The sequence below is a fragment of the Gracilibacillus alcaliphilus genome, assembly GCF_016909015.1.
GTDB lineage: Bacteria > Bacillota > Bacilli > Bacillales > Amphibacillaceae > Gracilibacillus > Gracilibacillus alcaliphilus.
Genome location: NZ_JAFBFA010000004.1, coordinates 140731 through 157490 on the forward strand (window position 1 = coordinate 140731; position 16760 = coordinate 157490).

Sequence of the window (16760 nt, forward strand, 5' to 3'; positions counted from 1 at the left end):
TTTTTATTATGGCAGTAGAAAGAACAGTAACAATTACAGATGAAACAGGAGTACATGCACGTCCAGCAACTGTGTTAGTAAACAAAGCAGGTAGTTTCTCATCTGATATGAACTTAGAGTATAATGGTAAATCTATCAACTTAAAATCAATTATGGGCGTTATGTCTCTTGGTATTCCACAAGGAGCAGAAATCAAAATCGTTGCTGACGGTTCTGACGAGCAAGAAGCTCTTGACGCTATTGTTGATGTAATCAAATCAGAGGGGCTAGGAGAGTAATATATTAATGGCACCACTAACTGGTATTGCAGCATCTAATGGAATAGCCATTGCTAAGGCATATAAGCTTGCTATTCCTGACCTTTCTTTTGAAAAAACAAAGGTTGATCATCCAGATCAGGAAATAGAACGCCTAACAAGTGCCCTTGCCATTTCTTCTTCTGAATTAGAAAAAATCAAAAAACATGCCCGAGCCTCACTAGGTGATGAGCATGCCGAGATTTTCTCTGCTCACTTACTTGTTTTAAGTGATCCAGAATTGATTGATCCAATCAAAGACAAGATTCAGAATGAAAAGGTAAATGCGGAGTTTGCTTTAGATGAAACAGCACAGATGTTTATTCAAATGTTTGAAAGTATGGACAATGAATACATGAGAGAACGTGCTGCCGACATTAAAGATGTAACCAAGCGTGTAATGGCGCATTTATTAGGTGTTACATTCCCTAATCCTGCCTTGATCGATGAGGAAGTTATCGTGATTGCAGAAGATCTAACACCATCTGATACCGCACAGCTGAACAAGCAGTTTGTGCAAGGTTTTACTACCAATATTGGCGGTCGTACCTCTCATTCTGCCATAATGGCACGTTCTTTAGAAATTCCCGCTGTAGTAGGAACGAAAAATGTTACCGAGCAGGTTAACAAGGGTGACGTTATTATCGTAGATGGTATCCATGGCGAAGTGATCATCAACCCGACAGAAGATGAAATCAAGTTTTATCAACAAAAGCAGGAAGAATTTGAGCAGCAAAAAAATGAATGGGCTAAATTAAAGGATGAACCGAGTGTTACTAAAGACGGTACACATGTAGAATTAGTGGCCAATATTGGTACACCTGAGGATGTTTCCGGTGTATTAAATAATGGCGGCGAAGGAGTAGGTCTATACCGAACCGAATTCTTATATATGGGTAAAAATGAGCTCCCAACAGAAGATGAGCAGTTTGAAGCTTATAAATCTGTTTTAGAGCAAATGAAAGACAAGCCTGTTGTCGTCCGTACTTTAGATATCGGCGGTGATAAGGAACTTACTTATCTGGAATTACCGAAAGAGATGAATCCATTCTTGGGATACCGCGCTATTCGTCTTTGCTTGGAACGCGATGATATCTTCCGTACCCAACTGCGCGCCCTATTGCGTGCCAGCACTTATGGAAATTTAAAAATTATGTTCCCAATGATTGCTACACTTGATGAATTCCGTCAGGCAAAAGCAATTCTGCTGGAAGAGAAAGACAATTTAGTACAAGCCGGCACAGCAGTTTCTGATGATATTGAAATTGGTATCATGGTAGAAATTCCATCTACCGCTGTTATTGCACGCCAGTTCGCTAAAGAAGTGGATTTCTTCAGTATTGGAACCAATGATTTAATTCAATACACATTAGCAGCTGACCGAATGAATGAACGTGTAAGCTATTTATACCAGCCATATCATCCAGCTATCCTTAACCTCGTCCATAACGTGATTGAGGCTGCACATGCAGAAGGCAAATGGGCAGGTATGTGCGGTGAAATGGCAGGCGATTCCATCGCTATTCCAATTCTGTTAGGATTAGGTCTAGACGAGTTCAGTATGAGTGCAACATCCATCTTACCTGCTCGTACACAGATCAAACATCTATCGAAAGAGGAACTAGCTTCTTATAAGGATCAACTGCTAAGTATGAATACTGCGGATGAAGTAGAAGCATTTATCCGTGAAAAAACAAATCAATAATAGTAAAAACTAGGCCTGATCGCTTGCTTATGCAGCGATACCCTAGTTTTTTTATTAGAGATCAAAATATAGATGATAATGATTGGCACAGCCTGGATTAAACGGTGCTGCGCAAGCAGGACATTTATTGGAATTCAAATACTGATAGATCGTTAATTCCGTTTTACATACTCCGCACAAAATAGCATATTGGTCAAATTCATGTTTTCCCCATCGTTTCATTGAATGGTCTGCACAAGCTTGGTGGCACTTGTAGCAGGGATAATATTTGCTGCAGCACTTGAATTTAATTGCAATCACATCTTCTGTTTGATGATAATGTTCACAACGTGTTTCCTCATCGACGGTAAGTCCATAAATAGTCGGCATAGATAGTTCTCCCCTCTATGGCTTTTTTCTTTTATTATAGCATAGGAAACAGCCTACATTATAATCTAGAACAAGCAAAAACTACGCTAAATAATGCAGGTTATGTGAAGTGGGTATGTCAGCATGTTGGCCTGCGCTGGAAAATAGTTCTATACTTCTTGCAAGAAATAGCATCATGATGGACATCCCCAAAAGAAAGCTTATCTGCAGTTTTTCACTTGATTACAGGCTTTTTCATGTGCCTAGAACCCATGCTGCTAGCGGTTGTAATAATTGTAGCACTATTTACCTAGCGTAGGAAATAGGTGGAGACTCCTGCAGGAATAGCGCAGTGCGAAGACCCCACAGGAAGCGTTCTTTGCTGACGAGGAGACTGAGCCAAGCCTGCGGAAAGCGCAGCCTATTTCCGAAGCGCGGCTCAGCACATACTAACATTCAAAATCCCCCCATAGAAAAAGCCTGACACTTCACATAACCTGCATTATAGACATCATTATTCATCCTATTTGTAGCTACAGATGATAGTTTTTCTTTACTTATACAAAAACCTCCTATCTATGTGGTTGTACATAAATAGGAGGTTATATGCTTTGTTTGGTATGATGCCAACGAGAACTTTGTTGATGACATCGTCCCAATAACTTTTACTTATTTGTCCAAGTTATAGAACGCTGTTTGACCAGCATATTTCGCTGTACCAACCAATTCATCTTCGATACGTAGTAACTGGTTGTATTTTGCTACACGATCGGTACGAGACGGCGCACCTGTTTTGATTTGACCAGCGTTTGTCGCTACTGCAATATCAGCAATAGTTGCATCTTCTGTTTCACCAGAACGGTGCGAGATTACAGCAGTGTAACCAGCGCGTTTTGCCATTTCAATCGCTTCAAAGGTTTCTGTAAGTGTACCAATTTGGTTTACTTTAACAAGGATAGAGTTGCCTACACCTTGCTCGATACCTTGGGCAAGACGTTTTGTATTGGTAACGAACAAGTCATCACCTACTAATTGTACACGGTCGCCGATGCGATCTGTAAGAAGTTTGTGACCTTCCCAGTCGTTTTCATCTAAACCGTCTTCGATTGAAATGATTGGATACTTGTTAATCATTTCTTCGTACCATGCAACCATTTCTTCAGAAGTACGAACAACCCCTTCGCCTTTCAAGTTGTACTTACCATCTTCATAGAATTCAGAAGAGGCAACATCCATCGCAAGCTTCACTTCTTCACCTGGTTTGTAACCAGCTGCTTCTATTGCTTCAATGATAGTAGATAATGCTTCTTCATTTGATTCTAAGTTTGGTGCGAAACCACCTTCATCACCAACACCTGTGTTATGACCTTTACCGCTAAGAACCTTCTTCAAGCTATGGAAGATTTCAGCTCCCATACGAAGTGCTTCACGGAATGTAGGAGCACCTACTGGCATAATCATGAATTCTTGGATATCTACGTTGTTATCGGCATGCTCTCCACCATTAACAATGTTCATCATTGGTGTTGGAAGTGTTGTAGCATTGAATCCACCTAAATAGGAATATAAAGGCATACCAAGGTAATCTGCTGCTGCATGTGCTGCTGCCATCGATACACCAAGAATAGCGTTAGCTCCTAATTTCCCTTTGTTTTCTGTACCGTCAAGTTCAATTAATAATTGATCAATTACTACTTGACGTGTTACGTCTACACCTAAAAGTTCTGGTGCAATCACTTCATTCACATTTTCTACTGCTTTTAAAACACCTTTACCTAAATAACGGTCTTTGTCACCATCGCGCAATTCAACTGCTTCATGTTCACCAGTTGATGCACCACTTGGTACTAATGCAGAACCAAATGCGCCTGATTCTGTAAAGATTTCTACTTCTACGGTTGGGTTACCACGAGAGTCTAATACTTCACGTGCGTAAACATCTGTAATATATGGCATAATCTATCTTCTCCTTTTTCAAATACTTATTTTTTGATCAGGCTGTCGCCTGTCATTTCTTCTGGTTTTTCTACGTCGAGTAAATCTAACAATGTTGGTGCCAAATCAGCTAAAATACCGCCATTACGCAATTCTATCCCATCCTTGGTTACAATAACCGGAACCGGGTTGGTTGTATGAGCTGTCATCGGCTTTCCTTCTATTGTTATTACCTCATCTGAGTTGCCATGATCTGCCGTAATAATGGCATGACCGCCTTTTTCAATGATTTTATCGACTATTTTACCTAAACATTCGTCAACCGCCTCGATCGCCTTAACTGTCGGCTCCAGCATACCTGAATGACCAACCATATCTGGGTTAGCAAAATTTAAGATAATCGCATTGATCTCATCTTTATCTAGCTCATTTAATAACGCGTCCGTTACTTCATAAGCGCTCATCTCAGGTTTCAAGTCATAGGTTGCTACCTTGGGCGAATCAATCAAAATACGTTTTTCACCAGGGAATTCCGCTTCGCGCCCGCCACTCATAAAGAAAGTAACGTGCGGATATTTCTCAGTCTCAGCAATACGAAGCTGCTGTAAATCATTATTTGCCAGCACTTCTCCTACTGTATTCTCCAAATTCATCGGCTTATAGGCGATATGACCTTCCACCGCTTCACTATATTTCATCATGCAGACAAAATACAGATCTTTCGGAGCATGTTCCCCACGCTCAAAGCCTTGAAAATCCTTATTGGCAAAAGCCGCTGAAATTTGAATCGCACGATCTGGACGGAAGTTATAGAAAATAACCGAATCATTATCTTCTAAAGTAGCCTTAGGCTGTCCATTTTCATCTGTAATCACGCATGGAATAAGAAATTCATCATACACCTCATTGGCATAAGACTCGCGCACTGCTTCTAACGGATCGCTATACTTAGGTCCTTCTCCATATGCAATCGCATCATAAGACTTTTTCACACGATCCCAGCGGTTATCACGGTCCATCGCATAATAACGGCCAGAAAGAGTAGCAAACTCGCCTACACCCAGTTCATTCATTTTGTCCTGTGCTTGCTTAATATAAAATTCCGCCGTTTGCGGACCAACATCGCGCCCATCTAAAAACGCATGAACAAAGACTCGATCTAAGCCTCGTTTAGCTGCCAATTCCAATACCGCATACAGGTGATTAATATGACTGTGAACACCGCCGTCAGACAGCAAGCCAAATACATGCAAGGCCTTATCGGCTGCTTTTGCTTGTTCAACAGCTTTTACTAATACCTCATTATCAAAGAATTCTTTATCCTTGATCGCCACATTGACTCTGGTCAAACTTTGATACACAATACGCCCAGCACCAATATTTAAGTGCCCTACTTCTGAGTTCCCCATCTGACCATCCGGGAGACCAACTGCTTCGCCGCTGGCAGTCAATTGATTGGTAGGGTATTGGTTCCAATAGCGGTCAAAGTTCGGTTTATTTGCCTGTTTCACGGCATTACCTTTTACTTCATCCCGTATGGCAAATCCGTCTAAGATAATTAAGGCAGCTAGTTTGTTTTCACTCATTTTGCACCAGCCTCCACTAACTGTAAGAAAGAATCAGCTTCCAAGCTAGCGCCACCTACTAAGGCACCGTCAATATCAGATTGTGCTAACAGCTCGTCCACATTAGCAGGCTTTACACTGCCTCCGTATTGAATGCGCACTGCTTCTGCAGCTTCTGCGGATACAGATTCTGCAATTACCTTGCGGATAAAACTGCAAACCTCATTAGCTTGTTCGGAAGTAGCTGTTTTACCAGTACCGATGGCCCAAATTGGCTCATAAGCAATAATAGTAGCTTTGACTTGTTCTTCAGTTAGACCTGTTAAGCCAGCTTTCACTTGCTCTTCTACCACGGTCATTGTTTCGTTTGCTTCACGTTGTTCCAATGTTTCCCCAACACAAATGATCGGAATTAAATCATGTGCAAAGGCAGCATGCGCCTTTTTATTCACTGTTTCATCTGTTTCTGCAAATAGTTCACGGCGTTCAGAGTGACCTATTACGACATAGGTAACACCGATATCGCGCAGCATGCTTGGACTTACCTCACCAGTAAATGCTCCACTTTCTTCAAAGTGCATGTTCTGTGCCGCCACATGTAGATATGTTCCTTTCGCTTTCTCTACTAGAGTTGGCAGATAAGGGAATGGTGCACAAACAACAGATTCCACTTGATCTCCTGCAACAATTTTGTTTTTTGTGTCTTCAACAAAATCGACTGCTTCTCCTAGCAGCTTGTTCATTTTCCAGTTACCTGCTATTACTTTTTTACGCATATCTTTCTCTCCTTTGCCTTACTTATCTGTTAGTACAGTAACGCCTGGCAGTTCTTTTCCTTCCATAAATTCAAGGGAAGCACCGCCACCTGTCGAGATATGATCCATTTGATCTGCATAATGGAATTTTTCAACTGCTGCTGCAGAATCGCCGCCACCGATAACAGAATAACCTTCTGTATTAGCTAAAGCCTCAGCAACTGCCTTTGTACCATTCGCAAAAGTATCTAATTCAAATACTCCCATCGGACCATTCCAGATGATAAGCTTAGAGTTTTTCACGACTTCTGCATATTTTTCACGAGTCTTTGGACCGATATCCAATGCTTCTAAATCAGCAGGAATCGAATCAATATTGACGATTTGTGTATTCGCATCATTAGAGAAGTCATCCGCAACGATAACATCTTCCGGCATGATAAAATTAACACCTTTTTCTTCTGCCTTCTTCATATAATCTTTGGCTAGTTCGATTTTGTCTTCTTCTAATAATGATTTTCCGATTTCATGCCCTAAAGCCTTCACAAAGGTGTATGCAAGTCCGCCGCCGATGATTAGATTATCTACTTTATCTAATAGATTATCAATGACACCGATTTTGTCTTTCACCTTTGCACCGCCAATAATGGCTGTGAATGGACGTGCTGGATCAGACAATGCCTTTCCTAATACATCCAATTCTTTTTCTAATAGAAAGCCTGCTGCTGAAGGAATATACTCAGCTATACCTGCCGTTGAAGCATGTGCTCGGTGTGCCGCACCAAAGGCATCATTTACATAATAGTCTGCCAAGCTGGCAAATTGTTTCGCTAATTCAGGATCATTCTTTGTCTCACCTGGTTCGAAACGAACATTTTCAATCAACAATAAGTCGCCATCTTCTAATTGACTAACCGCTTGATTTACTTCATCGCCATAAACTTGATCTGTTTTGATAACAGCTTTACCGCTGAGGTCGCTTAAACGCTTAGCAACAGCGTCCATACGCAATTCTTCGACTACTTCGCCGCCTGGGCGTCCAAGGTGGCTGGCTAAGATCACTTTCGCCCCTTGTTCCGACAAATACTGAATTGTCGGTAATGCAGCTCTGATACGTGTGTCATCAGTTACTTTTCCAGCTTCCATTGGTACGTTGAAATCGACACGACAGAATACCTTTTTCCCTTTGACATCAATGTCTTTGATTGTTTGCTTATTCATGTGTATGAGCCTCCTTAAGGACATGTTTTGAAATGAGAAGCTTCACAGCCTCTGCAAGTAAAGGCTGGATTGCAGCGGCACGGAAGCTACTCAATAAGTGAAAACGGAAGGAGGATTGATCCCCCTCCCGTTGGTCTTTTCTTATAGTCCTTGTTTTTTAAGGTATGCAGCTAAGTCTACCACACGTGAAGAGTAACCCATTTCGTTGTCATACCAAGAAACTACTTTTACCATGTTGCCTTCCATTACCATTGTAGAAAGAGCATCAATAGTAGAAGAGTTTGTGTTTCCAATATAGTCAACTGAAACTAATGGCTCATCAGAATATCCTAAGATACCTTTCAAGTGACCTTCTGCCGCTTCTTTTAACGCGCCATTTACTTCTTCTACTGTTACGTCTTTGTCTAATTCAGCAACTAAATCTACTAAAGAACCGTCTGGAGTAGGAACACGCATTGCCATACCATTCAATTTACCTTCTAATTCAGGTAATACTAAAGATACTGCTTTCGCTGCACCAGTAGTTGTTGGGATGATATTCTCAGAAGCAGCACGTGCACGACGATAGTCTTTGTGTGGTAAATCTAAGATTTGCTGATCATTAGTGTATGAGTGGATCGTAGTCATCATACCACGCTTAAGACCGAATTTGTCATTTAATACTTTTGCATAAGGAGCTAAACAGTTAGTTGTACAAGATGCATTAGAGATTACATGATGGTTTGCTGGATCATATTTGTCTTCGTTAACACCCATTACCACTGTAATATCTTCATCAGTAGCAGGAGCAGAGATGATTACTTTTTTTGCTCCAGCTTCTAAGTGTTTAGCAGCTGCATCACGCTTAGTAAAGATACCAGTAGACTCTACTGCTACTTCTACACCTAAATCTCCCCATGCAAGGTTAGCTGGGTCACGTTCAGAAAGTACTTTGATTTCTTTTCCACCTACAACAAGGCTATTTCCATTTACGGAAACTTCTTCTGCTAATTTTCCGTGAACAGAATCATACTTAAGTAAGTGAGCAAGCATATTAGCATCTGTTAAATCGTTTACTGCAACTACTTCTACCTCATCATTGTTTAGAGCTTGACGAAAAACGTTACGGCCAATACGGCCAAAACCATTAATACCAATTTTTACTGCCATGCTAAAATTCCTCCTTAAAATTGTGCTTATAATTTATACTTAAAGGGATTTACCCCTTTAATAACTGTTTTGCTGCTGCTTCATCGGTGATTAATATATTACTCTTTCCTTGCTTAAAATACGATTGGATTGCCTTTGCCTTTGATGAACCTCCAGCAACCGCTATAACATATTCTGCCTGATCTAAGTCTTCTAATTGCATACCGACAGTTCTGGCCTTGTGAACCACATGTCCCTGTTCGTCTAAATAGAAACCAAACGCCTCACTAACCGCCTGATTTCGCTGCAATTTTGTCAGAATCTGTTCCGATGCTTTTCGCCGTTTAGCCATCGTCATTGCGTCACCGATACCATGAATAACAATCTTCGCATCGTGAATCAATTCCAGAATTTCTTTGATGGTCGGCTCTTCAATAATAGAATAATATGTTTCTTCACTCAACGGATCTGGAACATACAGCATGCGGTAATTACCATTTACTTTCTTAGCCATTTGGGCACAGATTGTATTGGCTTGATTTTCCACTTGCTCACCTAGTCCGCCGCGTGCCGGTACAAACATACAATTCTTAGCATGCGCTAATGGCGTCATTTGATTCGCAACCTCAGCCATCGTTGTACCACCTGTAACAGCAATTGTTTGATCGGAAGTTAATATACTGCTTAAATATTGTACACATGCCTTTCCTAGGTCTTGCTTGACGGTTGCTTGGTTATCACTGTTCCCTGCAACAATAATGACATGCTTCAATTGTAATTTATCCTTAATTTGTGTTTCTAAAACACGAAATTCAGAAATTTGATCCATAAAAGAGGACAATTTCTCAATCATAAAGTCTCCTTCAAGTGTTACTTGCATACCTTTTGATGTAACCGTGATAAAGCCATGTTTATTCAAAAAGTCAATTTCACTGCGGACAATTCGCTCTGTCAGCTTGATATTATCAGCCAGACTTCTCCGCCCAATCGGCTGCATCAATTGTATGTATTGCAACACTTTATATCTTCGTTGCATGATATCGAGTAAATCTGGAAACAGTTTTTCTTGAATTTCTATTAATTCCTTCAAAACGGAAACGCTCCTTTAGCTTTACCGGTAAAAATTTGTCCCTCGCAGTCACATACCGTCCCACCCAGGATAAAAAAATAACTTCCTTGATCCAATTGTAACAAAAATGTGTACAGTGCTCAACTATTTTCTATATTATTTTGCTTCTTTAGATAGTTTTCCACCGTTTCTAGGTCAATAATTCCGCTATCAATGATCATACCATTATGTTCTAAAACTGGAATAGCTATATGGTACTTTTCCAACAATTGCTCATCTGAATAGATATCTATCTCCTCTATGTCGAACCGATAATCATTCTGTAACAGCTCTAGTAATGTCTTAGCCTGCTGACACAAATCACATACAGCTTTACCGTATAGTTGCAGTCGCATCGTTTGCTGCCTCCTTCCTTTTATAGGAAGAACCAACAAGAAACAGTCTTCTCAACAGACATGCCTCTTGTTGGTCCTTATCTTTTTTTGCCTGCATAGTGTGAGGGACAGAAACCTACACTGGCTGAAAACCGCCTTTTATTACCGTACAGCCGTCATAGCTGTCCGGGTCATCTCTCGGATAATTTCTGCTGAGTGCTGCAATTTTTGTTGTTCAGATGGTGATAGTTCCAAAGTTAATACCTCGCGCACTCCCTGCTCATTTAGAACAGCGGGTACACCTATACATATATCATGTAAACCATATTCTCCCTCTAAATGGGCAGAAACAGGGATAATTGCATTTTCATTTTGGAAAAGGGCCTTCGTTAACCGCACCAACCCTAAGGCAATCCCATAATAAGTAGCACCTTTTCTCTGAATAATATCATAGGCCGCATCGCGTGCCCCTTCATAGATTGCAATCATATCTTGGTTATTATCAATATCTTCCATGTTTAAATATGTCTGTAATGGTACTCCCCCTATCCGTGCCTGACTCCAAACAGGCAATGAGGAATCACCATGCTCGCCAATAATATAGGCATGAATGTCTCGTGGATCTATTGCCAGATGTTCACTTAATAGATACTGGAATCTAGCGGTATCCAGACTTGTTCCTGAGCCGATCACACGATGTTTAGGCAAACCGGATATTTTTCTAGTGACATGTGTAAGAATGTCAACTGGATTGGTTGCAATCAGGAAAATGCCATTAAAACGATGCGACATGACTTGTTCGACAACCCCTTTGAAAATACTGGCATTTTTAGCCGCTAAGTCTAACCTTGTTTCACCTGGTTTTTGATTGGCACCTGCTGTGATTACCACTAAATCAGCATCTTCACATTCCTGATAACCGCCGGCTTTGATCCGCACTGGCTCAACAAATGGCATACCATGATTGAGATCCCGTGCTTCTCCATCTGCCTTTGCTTCATTTAAATCAATTAAAACAAGCTCATTGACAAGGGATTGATTCATAAGGGCATAAGCATAACTAGTTCCGACAAAACCTGTTCCAATAACGGCCACTTTTCTTAATTTTGTTTGTAGTTTAATCATTGTTATCCCCCTCACTATCTGTTCTACTTATACTATATCTCACTTTACAAGAATGAGGAAACTATCTTAATGGATGAATTGATAAATTACTTTTGCGTACATCCTTGGTTACATAGTGCTTTATACGAATAAACCAAATACGTAGTACAACTAGATATTTCACAAAAAGTGCTGTCTGCTAAAACATATTGGCATTATACAAACAATTCATAAATGGTTTCTTCTACTCCGGCTGCCCCGCTGGCAGCTAAACCATATAAGTAATTTTCTTTAATAGATATAGCCGTAGCACCATGCTGCAGATAATGATTCCAAGCCTGATTTGTTTCTACTTCCATTTCAAGAACAATCGGAATCGATTCCCCTATCACCATTTTAATCCGTTCTAAAAAATCGAGGTTATGCTCCGTCACATTGGTAAGAATAATCCCATCTATATGGTGCTGTAGGGCGGCACGGATATCGTCAATGGACAAATCGCCATAGATAAATACCGGCAAAGTCGTAAATGAAGTTAGATCTTGAATATCATGCCAAGTTAACTTACCAGTATCGTATTCCTCGGCAATTTTCTCTTGAAAGGTTCTTGCGCTCTCCGCATGTTTTTGTAAGAAAATTGGATCCACTACAAAATTGGCTCCTCCCTTCTCTAATTGATCAGCATCTTGATAAATGATATCATTAGAAACCGACAGGACAATAGCTTGATAGCCGGCTAATTCCGCACGCTGGAGGAAATGTCTTGTTAATTCTTTATCCTTGAAAATATGAGTTTGGAACCATAATTCACTATCAGGTACTGCATCACGGATTTCCTCTAGACTATAGGAGGAATAGGCACTCACGATAAAGGGAACTTCTTGCTGTTTGGCAGCTAGGGCAGTGGCACACTCTCCATCAGGATGAAAATATGTCTGAGCTCCGACAGCCCCAAGCAATAACGGAGACACCCTAAAATGCTGTTCCTGTTCATCTGATAATCGAAGGACACTCGGCTGTCTTCTGCGTTCCAAGATATCAGATAAATACCTTTTTCCCTCTACTGTCAGCTGCTGTTCAGCTATTTGCCGTTTGTTTCTTATCTTGCTTTTTGTCATGACTTTTGCCAATACTATCCTTCCTCTCATTCAATGATAAATATGTTAAGAGAAGTCACCTACTACTAGCATAGTGGGGATGCAGCTTTTCCCATACAAAAAGTCTCTCCTTCAAGGGAAAGAGAGACTTTTTGGTATCCCTCTTATTTTTCAAACTGCTGTCTGCTGGATTTGGCACCTTTTAAGTGGTTTACACTTAAGGTTGCCGGGTTTCACTGGGCCAGTCCCTCCACCGCTCTTCATAAGAGTTAAATTCTGTGTATAATGTTTTTTTCTATGATGTGTGACCTGTTTTATCAATCGAAAACTTCGCTAGACATATCTATCTTAAGCACCATTCCCGTCCACATAATCGTTTCAGGGAAAATTTTGCCCTGCATATACAGTCTATGATAAAGATATCCTTTGTATGACTTAAATTTCACATGCATAAGTGGAAATAGTTCCGCGTAATCGTTGTGCTTCTTTGTACGTACAACGGTTATGCACCACTTGTAAACCGCCTTCCAATGCCACACGCTCTGCTTCTGGAGAAACGACGCCTTCTTGCAGCCAGAATACTTTCGGATTTACTTCAATTGCTTCCTCTGCAATCCCAATTGCCGCTTCTGGGCTTCGGAATACTTGAACAATATCAATATCAACCGGAACACTTTTTAAATCCGGATATGCCTTTTCTCCAAGGATTTCTGTTTCTCTTGGGTTAACTGGAACAATCTTATAACCTAACCGCTGCATTTTTCTAGCTAAACGATAACTCGGGCGAGCCTCATTACCACTTAAACCAACGATAGCTAATGTTTTTTGTCTCGTTTTCTCCTCACCGTTCTCTGTATAACGCTCATAAGGAGAGTTCAATGCCCACTTGATCACACCTTCATCATTGACCACTGGTTTGGTATCTTCTGATCCGATGCCTGTTGCTTTGAATAGTGCTTGATCCAGATCATTTCTAATATCCCGGATCGATTCTATCCCGACTGATAAACGGACTAACTCTTCAGATACGCCTGTTTTTTCTAATTCTTCTTTAGTCAATTGCTGATGTGTGGTGGAACCCGGGTGAATAATTAAAGATTTGGCATCCCCTACATTAGCGACATGAGACCATAGTGACACATTATTGATCAATTCACGACCTGCATCACGCCCACCTTTAATACCGAATACGATAATAGAGCCAAACCCGTTGTTGAGAATTCTTTTGGCCAATTCGTGTGATGGATGACTTACTAGTCCTGGATAGCGCACCCACTCCACAGCTTCATGTGCTTCCAAATGCTGAGCAAGTTCTAAAGCATTTTGGTTATGTCGCTCTACACGAATATGCAGTGTCTCTAAACCTTGCAGGAGCTGGAAAGCATTAAATGGACTTAATGCAGCCCCAAAGTCTCTTAATAATTGGACACGAACTTTTGTAATAAACGCCAATGTGCCAAAATCGATTGCATAACGAATGCCATTATAGCTGGGGTCAGGTTCTGTAAAAGATGGATATTTCTCGGAATTCCAGTTAAAACGACCACCGTCAACGATAACACCGCCAATTGAAGTTCCATGTCCGCCAATCCATTTTGTTGCAGAGTGCACAACTACATCCGCCCCTAATGTAATTGGCTTACATCCAAATGGTGTAGCAAAGGTATTATCAATAATTAATGGAATACCTGCCTCATGCGCAATTTCTGAAACACGCTCTACATCTAAAACTTGCAGCCCAGGATTACCTATAATCTCTCCATAAACCGCCTTCGTGTTTTCTGTAATGGCCGCTTTAAAGTTCTCCGGATTAGTTGGATCGACAAACTTTACTTGAATGCCATAGCGCGGGAGCGTGACATTAAATAAATTATAAGTCCCGCCGTATAAGTTAACACCAGCAACTATTTCATCCCCAGCACTTGCCAAGTTTAAAATCGATAAGGTAATAGCAGACATTCCTGACGCCGTAGCAACCGCTGCCACTCCATCTTCCAGCAGCGCCATTCGCTTTTCAAAGACATCTACTGTTGGATTACCAATTCTGGAATAAATATTACCAGGTTCATCTAACGCAAATAATCGCTCCGCATGTTCTGTGTCATGAAACACATACGAAGTAGATTGATAGATTGGCACCGCACGAGAACCTGTAGTTGGGTCCGGTGACTGTCCTCCATGTAAATGAATCGTTTCTGGATCATACGTTGTTCGTTTAAAATCTGTCATGATTATATCCTCCCCAAATGAATCTCTGCTATTTACTATATTTTTAGAAAAACGTAGCTTGTCAAAAGCCTTTGTTTTACTTATATCATTATTGAGTATAAAAGAAGCCTTCTCCATAAGAAGAAGGCTCTAGTTATCACACTACACACATGTCTCCTACTTATCTGTCAGGATACCCTGCAGGAATTAGCACCTTTTAAGTAATTACTTAATGGTTGCTGGGCATCATTGGGCCAGTCCCTCCGCCTCTCTAGATAAGAATACTTAATCCCGAGTATTTTACTCATCATTCACTTTTGATATGTAATACTGTAGCATGGTGGCTATGGCTTGTCAATTGTTTTTTACTAGCTGGCAAAGGCTTGATTATGTTGTTCCGATTCTTTGATACATTGTTTACATTTAACGGTTGAGTTTTTGTTGAAAATAACGAAGAGGAGCTGTTTACTCCAGTCCATTTGCTTCCAGCTAACCGCCATATCTCAAGTTTTAGTTACTATAGAAATAAGTTGCTCTGTTTTTTCCCAGAAGTAAGGAAGATTGGATTTCGTACTTTCTGCTTTTCTAAACAGATCTTCACTAGTATACATGCCAATCAGAGCTAAAGTTTTCTTAAAATAAGGTAATCTGTCTGCATGAATCTCAGGAGCATCTGTTGCCAAGATAATATGACACCGGCAATAGGTTGCAATGATCCAAAAAATACTTTCTCTATGTTTATTTTTATCAATCAGCGTTTGACAACCTTCGATAGAAATAGATTTTGCTGATAATGAAATATCGGATAAAAAGAAAATCGGTGTCTGTGCATAGGCAGCAGCCAAGTCAAAGGTGTCACTCAAATCATGCAAACTCATTTGCACATCATTTTTCTTTAGAGAAACAGCATTGATTTCTTTTAACAGTGCTTGATAAACATCCTCCATCTGATATGTCTCGAGAACTTTTTCTACTGCTTCATAACGCCGGCGCACGGTGGGGTTTTCCAAGGCAGCAGTTAGAAACAAATGCGTAAGTACACTGGTTGGAAATAACCAGCCCATTACCTGTTCATGGAAAGGCTTCTCTTCAGGAATAGAGCTGAGGCCGGAATTTATTTTATTTTTAATTTGCTGACAACGTCTATGGATCCAATATTCCTTATGATAATCTTCTGCTACTTCTTTCTGCAGTGGTGTCAGTGAATTTTCTGGATCGGCTAAAAAAAGAGTATGGGCAAAGCTGTAACTAAGATGATAGTCACTTAATATCATTTCTTTATTACAAAATAGAGTACTATCCAAATGAGTTGCTTCTAACAGAACACCGTCATACATAAATTTTCCGATTTTTAGTTCAGGTATATTGGAAGAAACAATCATAATATCTACATCGGAATGAATCGGCCAAACTTCATCGAAAGACTTTTGTATAATCGATCCAGCCAGATAGGCCCCGACAAAGCCAGTTTCCTTTTGGGCGATTGTCTGTACCCAGCTTCTTGCCTTTTCTATAGCCTCTTTTATTTGCATCTCATCAGCTCCCTTTTCATGATATTCGTCTATCCTATCGAACATGAAATAGCGTATTTACAACGCTTACGTATTGTGGCCGATAAAAAAGCATGCCCACTCATCAATTGATACGAATTAGGCATGCTATGTATTAGATAATTTAAAACTAGCGCGCTCGGAGGGATTCGAACCCCCGACACATGGTACCGGAAACCATTGCTCTATCCCCTGAGCTACGAGCGCATATGTAAACAAGAACTACTACAGTATACGGCTGAAATAGACTACATGTCAAGCCCGATATGCTAAACAGTGAGAAAATCTTAAAAATTGTCGAGGAAAGCATGTTAGGATAAGGAAAGAAGCTAGATTTTGTTTGGTTCAAGGTTTAAAATGATATACTTCAGGGTAGGATGAAATTAGAAAAAGGGATCTTGCACT

The 16760-nt window shown here is 40.5% G+C and carries 14 protein-coding genes, 1 tRNA gene and 2 riboswitches; of the genes, 2 read left to right on the plus strand and 13 right to left on the minus strand.

Going from position 1 to position 16760, the window contains the following annotated elements; translation table 11 throughout:
• Positions 1-8 precede the first annotated feature (8 nt).
• Both JOD18_RS04855 and ptsP read left to right on the plus strand, forming a co-directional pair.
• Positions 9-278, plus strand: a complete 270-nt coding sequence (locus JOD18_RS04855) for a phosphocarrier protein HPr (RefSeq protein ID WP_204667813.1) — start codon at positions 9-11, stop codon at positions 276-278.
• A gap of 7 nt (positions 279-285) precedes the next feature.
• Complete coding sequence (gene ptsP, locus JOD18_RS04860; protein WP_204667814.1) at positions 286-2001, plus strand: phosphoenolpyruvate--protein phosphotransferase; 1716 nt, start codon at positions 286-288, stop codon at positions 1999-2001.
• A gap of 54 nt (positions 2002-2055) precedes the next feature.
• Here ptsP and JOD18_RS04865 read toward each other — a convergent pair whose 3' ends face one another.
• The 13 genes from JOD18_RS04865 to JOD18_RS04925 all read right to left on the minus strand — a co-directional run bounded on the left by JOD18_RS04865 (position 2056) and on the right by JOD18_RS04925 (position 16562).
• The gene (locus JOD18_RS04865; protein ID WP_204667815.1) at positions 2056-2370 is read right to left on the minus strand and encodes a CHY zinc finger protein; all 315 of its coding nucleotides are present in this window, start codon (positions 2368-2370) and stop codon (positions 2056-2058) included.
• A gap of 648 nt (positions 2371-3018) precedes the next feature.
• On the minus strand, positions 3019-4305 hold the full coding sequence (gene eno, locus JOD18_RS04870) for a phosphopyruvate hydratase (RefSeq protein ID WP_204667816.1): 1287 nt from the start codon (positions 4303-4305) through the stop codon (positions 3019-3021).
• Positions 4306-4331: 26 nt separating this feature from the next.
• Entirely contained in the window at positions 4332-5870 is a 1539-nt protein-coding gene (gpmI, locus tag JOD18_RS04875) for a 2,3-bisphosphoglycerate-independent phosphoglycerate mutase (RefSeq protein WP_204667817.1), read from the minus strand.
• Positions 5867-6625: a triose-phosphate isomerase gene (gene tpiA / locus JOD18_RS04880; protein ID WP_204667818.1), complete on the minus strand. Its 759-nt coding sequence runs from the start codon at positions 6623-6625 to the stop codon at positions 5867-5869. Before tpiA ends, gpmI begins: the two co-directional genes overlap by 4 nt.
• Positions 6626-6643: 18 nt before the next feature.
• Positions 6644-7825 carry a phosphoglycerate kinase gene (locus tag JOD18_RS04885; protein WP_204667819.1) on the minus strand — a complete coding sequence of 394 codons (1182 nt, stop codon included), beginning with the start codon at positions 7823-7825 and terminating at the stop codon, positions 6644-6646.
• A gap of 141 nt (positions 7826-7966) precedes the next feature.
• Positions 7967-8974: a type I glyceraldehyde-3-phosphate dehydrogenase gene (gene gap, locus JOD18_RS04890; RefSeq protein WP_204667820.1), complete on the minus strand. Its 1008-nt coding sequence runs from the start codon at positions 8972-8974 to the stop codon at positions 7967-7969.
• 49 nt (positions 8975-9023) lie between these two features.
• On the minus strand, positions 9024-10043 hold the full coding sequence (locus JOD18_RS04895) for a sugar-binding transcriptional regulator (protein WP_204667821.1): 1020 nt from the start codon (positions 10041-10043) through the stop codon (positions 9024-9026).
• A gap of 119 nt (positions 10044-10162) precedes the next feature.
• Positions 10163-10417 (minus strand): glutaredoxin family protein, encoded by a 255-nt coding sequence (locus tag JOD18_RS04900; RefSeq protein WP_204667822.1) that lies wholly within the window; start codon positions 10415-10417, stop codon positions 10163-10165.
• Between the two features lie 141 nt (positions 10418-10558).
• Positions 10559-11521: an L-lactate dehydrogenase gene (locus JOD18_RS04905; protein WP_204667823.1), complete on the minus strand. Its 963-nt coding sequence runs from the start codon at positions 11519-11521 to the stop codon at positions 10559-10561.
• A 194-nt stretch (positions 11522-11715) separates the two neighbouring features.
• Positions 11716-12630 carry an alpha-hydroxy-acid oxidizing protein gene (locus tag JOD18_RS04910; RefSeq protein ID WP_204667824.1) on the minus strand — a complete coding sequence of 305 codons (915 nt, stop codon included), beginning with the start codon at positions 12628-12630 and terminating at the stop codon, positions 11716-11718.
• Between the two features lie 128 nt (positions 12631-12758).
• A riboswitch (SAM riboswitch) is annotated at positions 12759-12866 on the minus strand.
• Between the two features lie 166 nt (positions 12867-13032).
• Positions 13033-14826: a PLP-dependent aspartate aminotransferase family protein gene (locus tag JOD18_RS04915; protein WP_204667825.1), complete on the minus strand. Its 1794-nt coding sequence runs from the start codon at positions 14824-14826 to the stop codon at positions 13033-13035.
• Positions 14827-14983: 157 nt separating this feature from the next.
• Positions 14984-15087, minus strand: a riboswitch (SAM riboswitch).
• A 221-nt stretch (positions 15088-15308) separates the two neighbouring features.
• Entirely contained in the window at positions 15309-16337 is a 1029-nt protein-coding gene (locus JOD18_RS04920; RefSeq protein WP_204667826.1) for a hypothetical protein, read from the minus strand.
• A 152-nt stretch (positions 16338-16489) separates the two neighbouring features.
• Positions 16490-16562 (minus strand) — tRNA-Arg (locus JOD18_RS04925).
• Positions 16563-16760 lie beyond the last annotated feature (198 nt).

Coding starts and splice junctions, on each gene's coding strand:
- JOD18_RS04900 (WP_204667822.1), bottom strand. CDS start 10,417: ATGCGACTGCAACTATACGGTAAAGCTGTATGTGATTTGTGTCAGCAG.
- JOD18_RS04855 (WP_204667813.1), top strand. CDS start 9: ATGGCAGTAGAAAGAACAGTAACAATTACAGATGAAACAGGAGTACAT.
- JOD18_RS04920 (WP_204667826.1), bottom strand. CDS start 16,337: ATGCAAATAAAAGAGGCTATAGAAAAGGCAAGAAGCTGGGTACAGACA.
- ptsP (WP_204667814.1), top strand. CDS start 286: ATGGCACCACTAACTGGTATTGCAGCATCTAATGGAATAGCCATTGCT.
- JOD18_RS04865 (WP_204667815.1), bottom strand. CDS start 2,370: ATGCCGACTATTTATGGACTTACCGTCGATGAGGAAACACGTTGTGAA.
- JOD18_RS04915 (WP_204667825.1), bottom strand. CDS start 14,826: ATGACAGATTTTAAACGAACAACGTATGATCCAGAAACGATTCATTTA.
- JOD18_RS04905 (WP_204667823.1), bottom strand. CDS start 11,521: ATGATTAAACTACAAACAAAATTAAGAAAAGTGGCCGTTATTGGAACA.
- tpiA (WP_204667818.1), bottom strand. CDS start 6,625: ATGCGTAAAAAAGTAATAGCAGGTAACTGGAAAATGAACAAGCTGCTA.
- gpmI (WP_204667817.1), bottom strand. CDS start 5,870: ATGAGTGAAAACAAACTAGCTGCCTTAATTATCTTAGACGGATTTGCC.
- gap (WP_204667820.1), bottom strand. CDS start 8,974: ATGGCAGTAAAAATTGGTATTAATGGTTTTGGCCGTATTGGCCGTAAC.
- JOD18_RS04885 (WP_204667819.1), bottom strand. CDS start 7,825: ATGAATAAGCAAACAATCAAAGACATTGATGTCAAAGGGAAAAAGGTA.
- eno (WP_204667816.1), bottom strand. CDS start 4,305: ATGCCATATATTACAGATGTTTACGCACGTGAAGTATTAGACTCTCGT.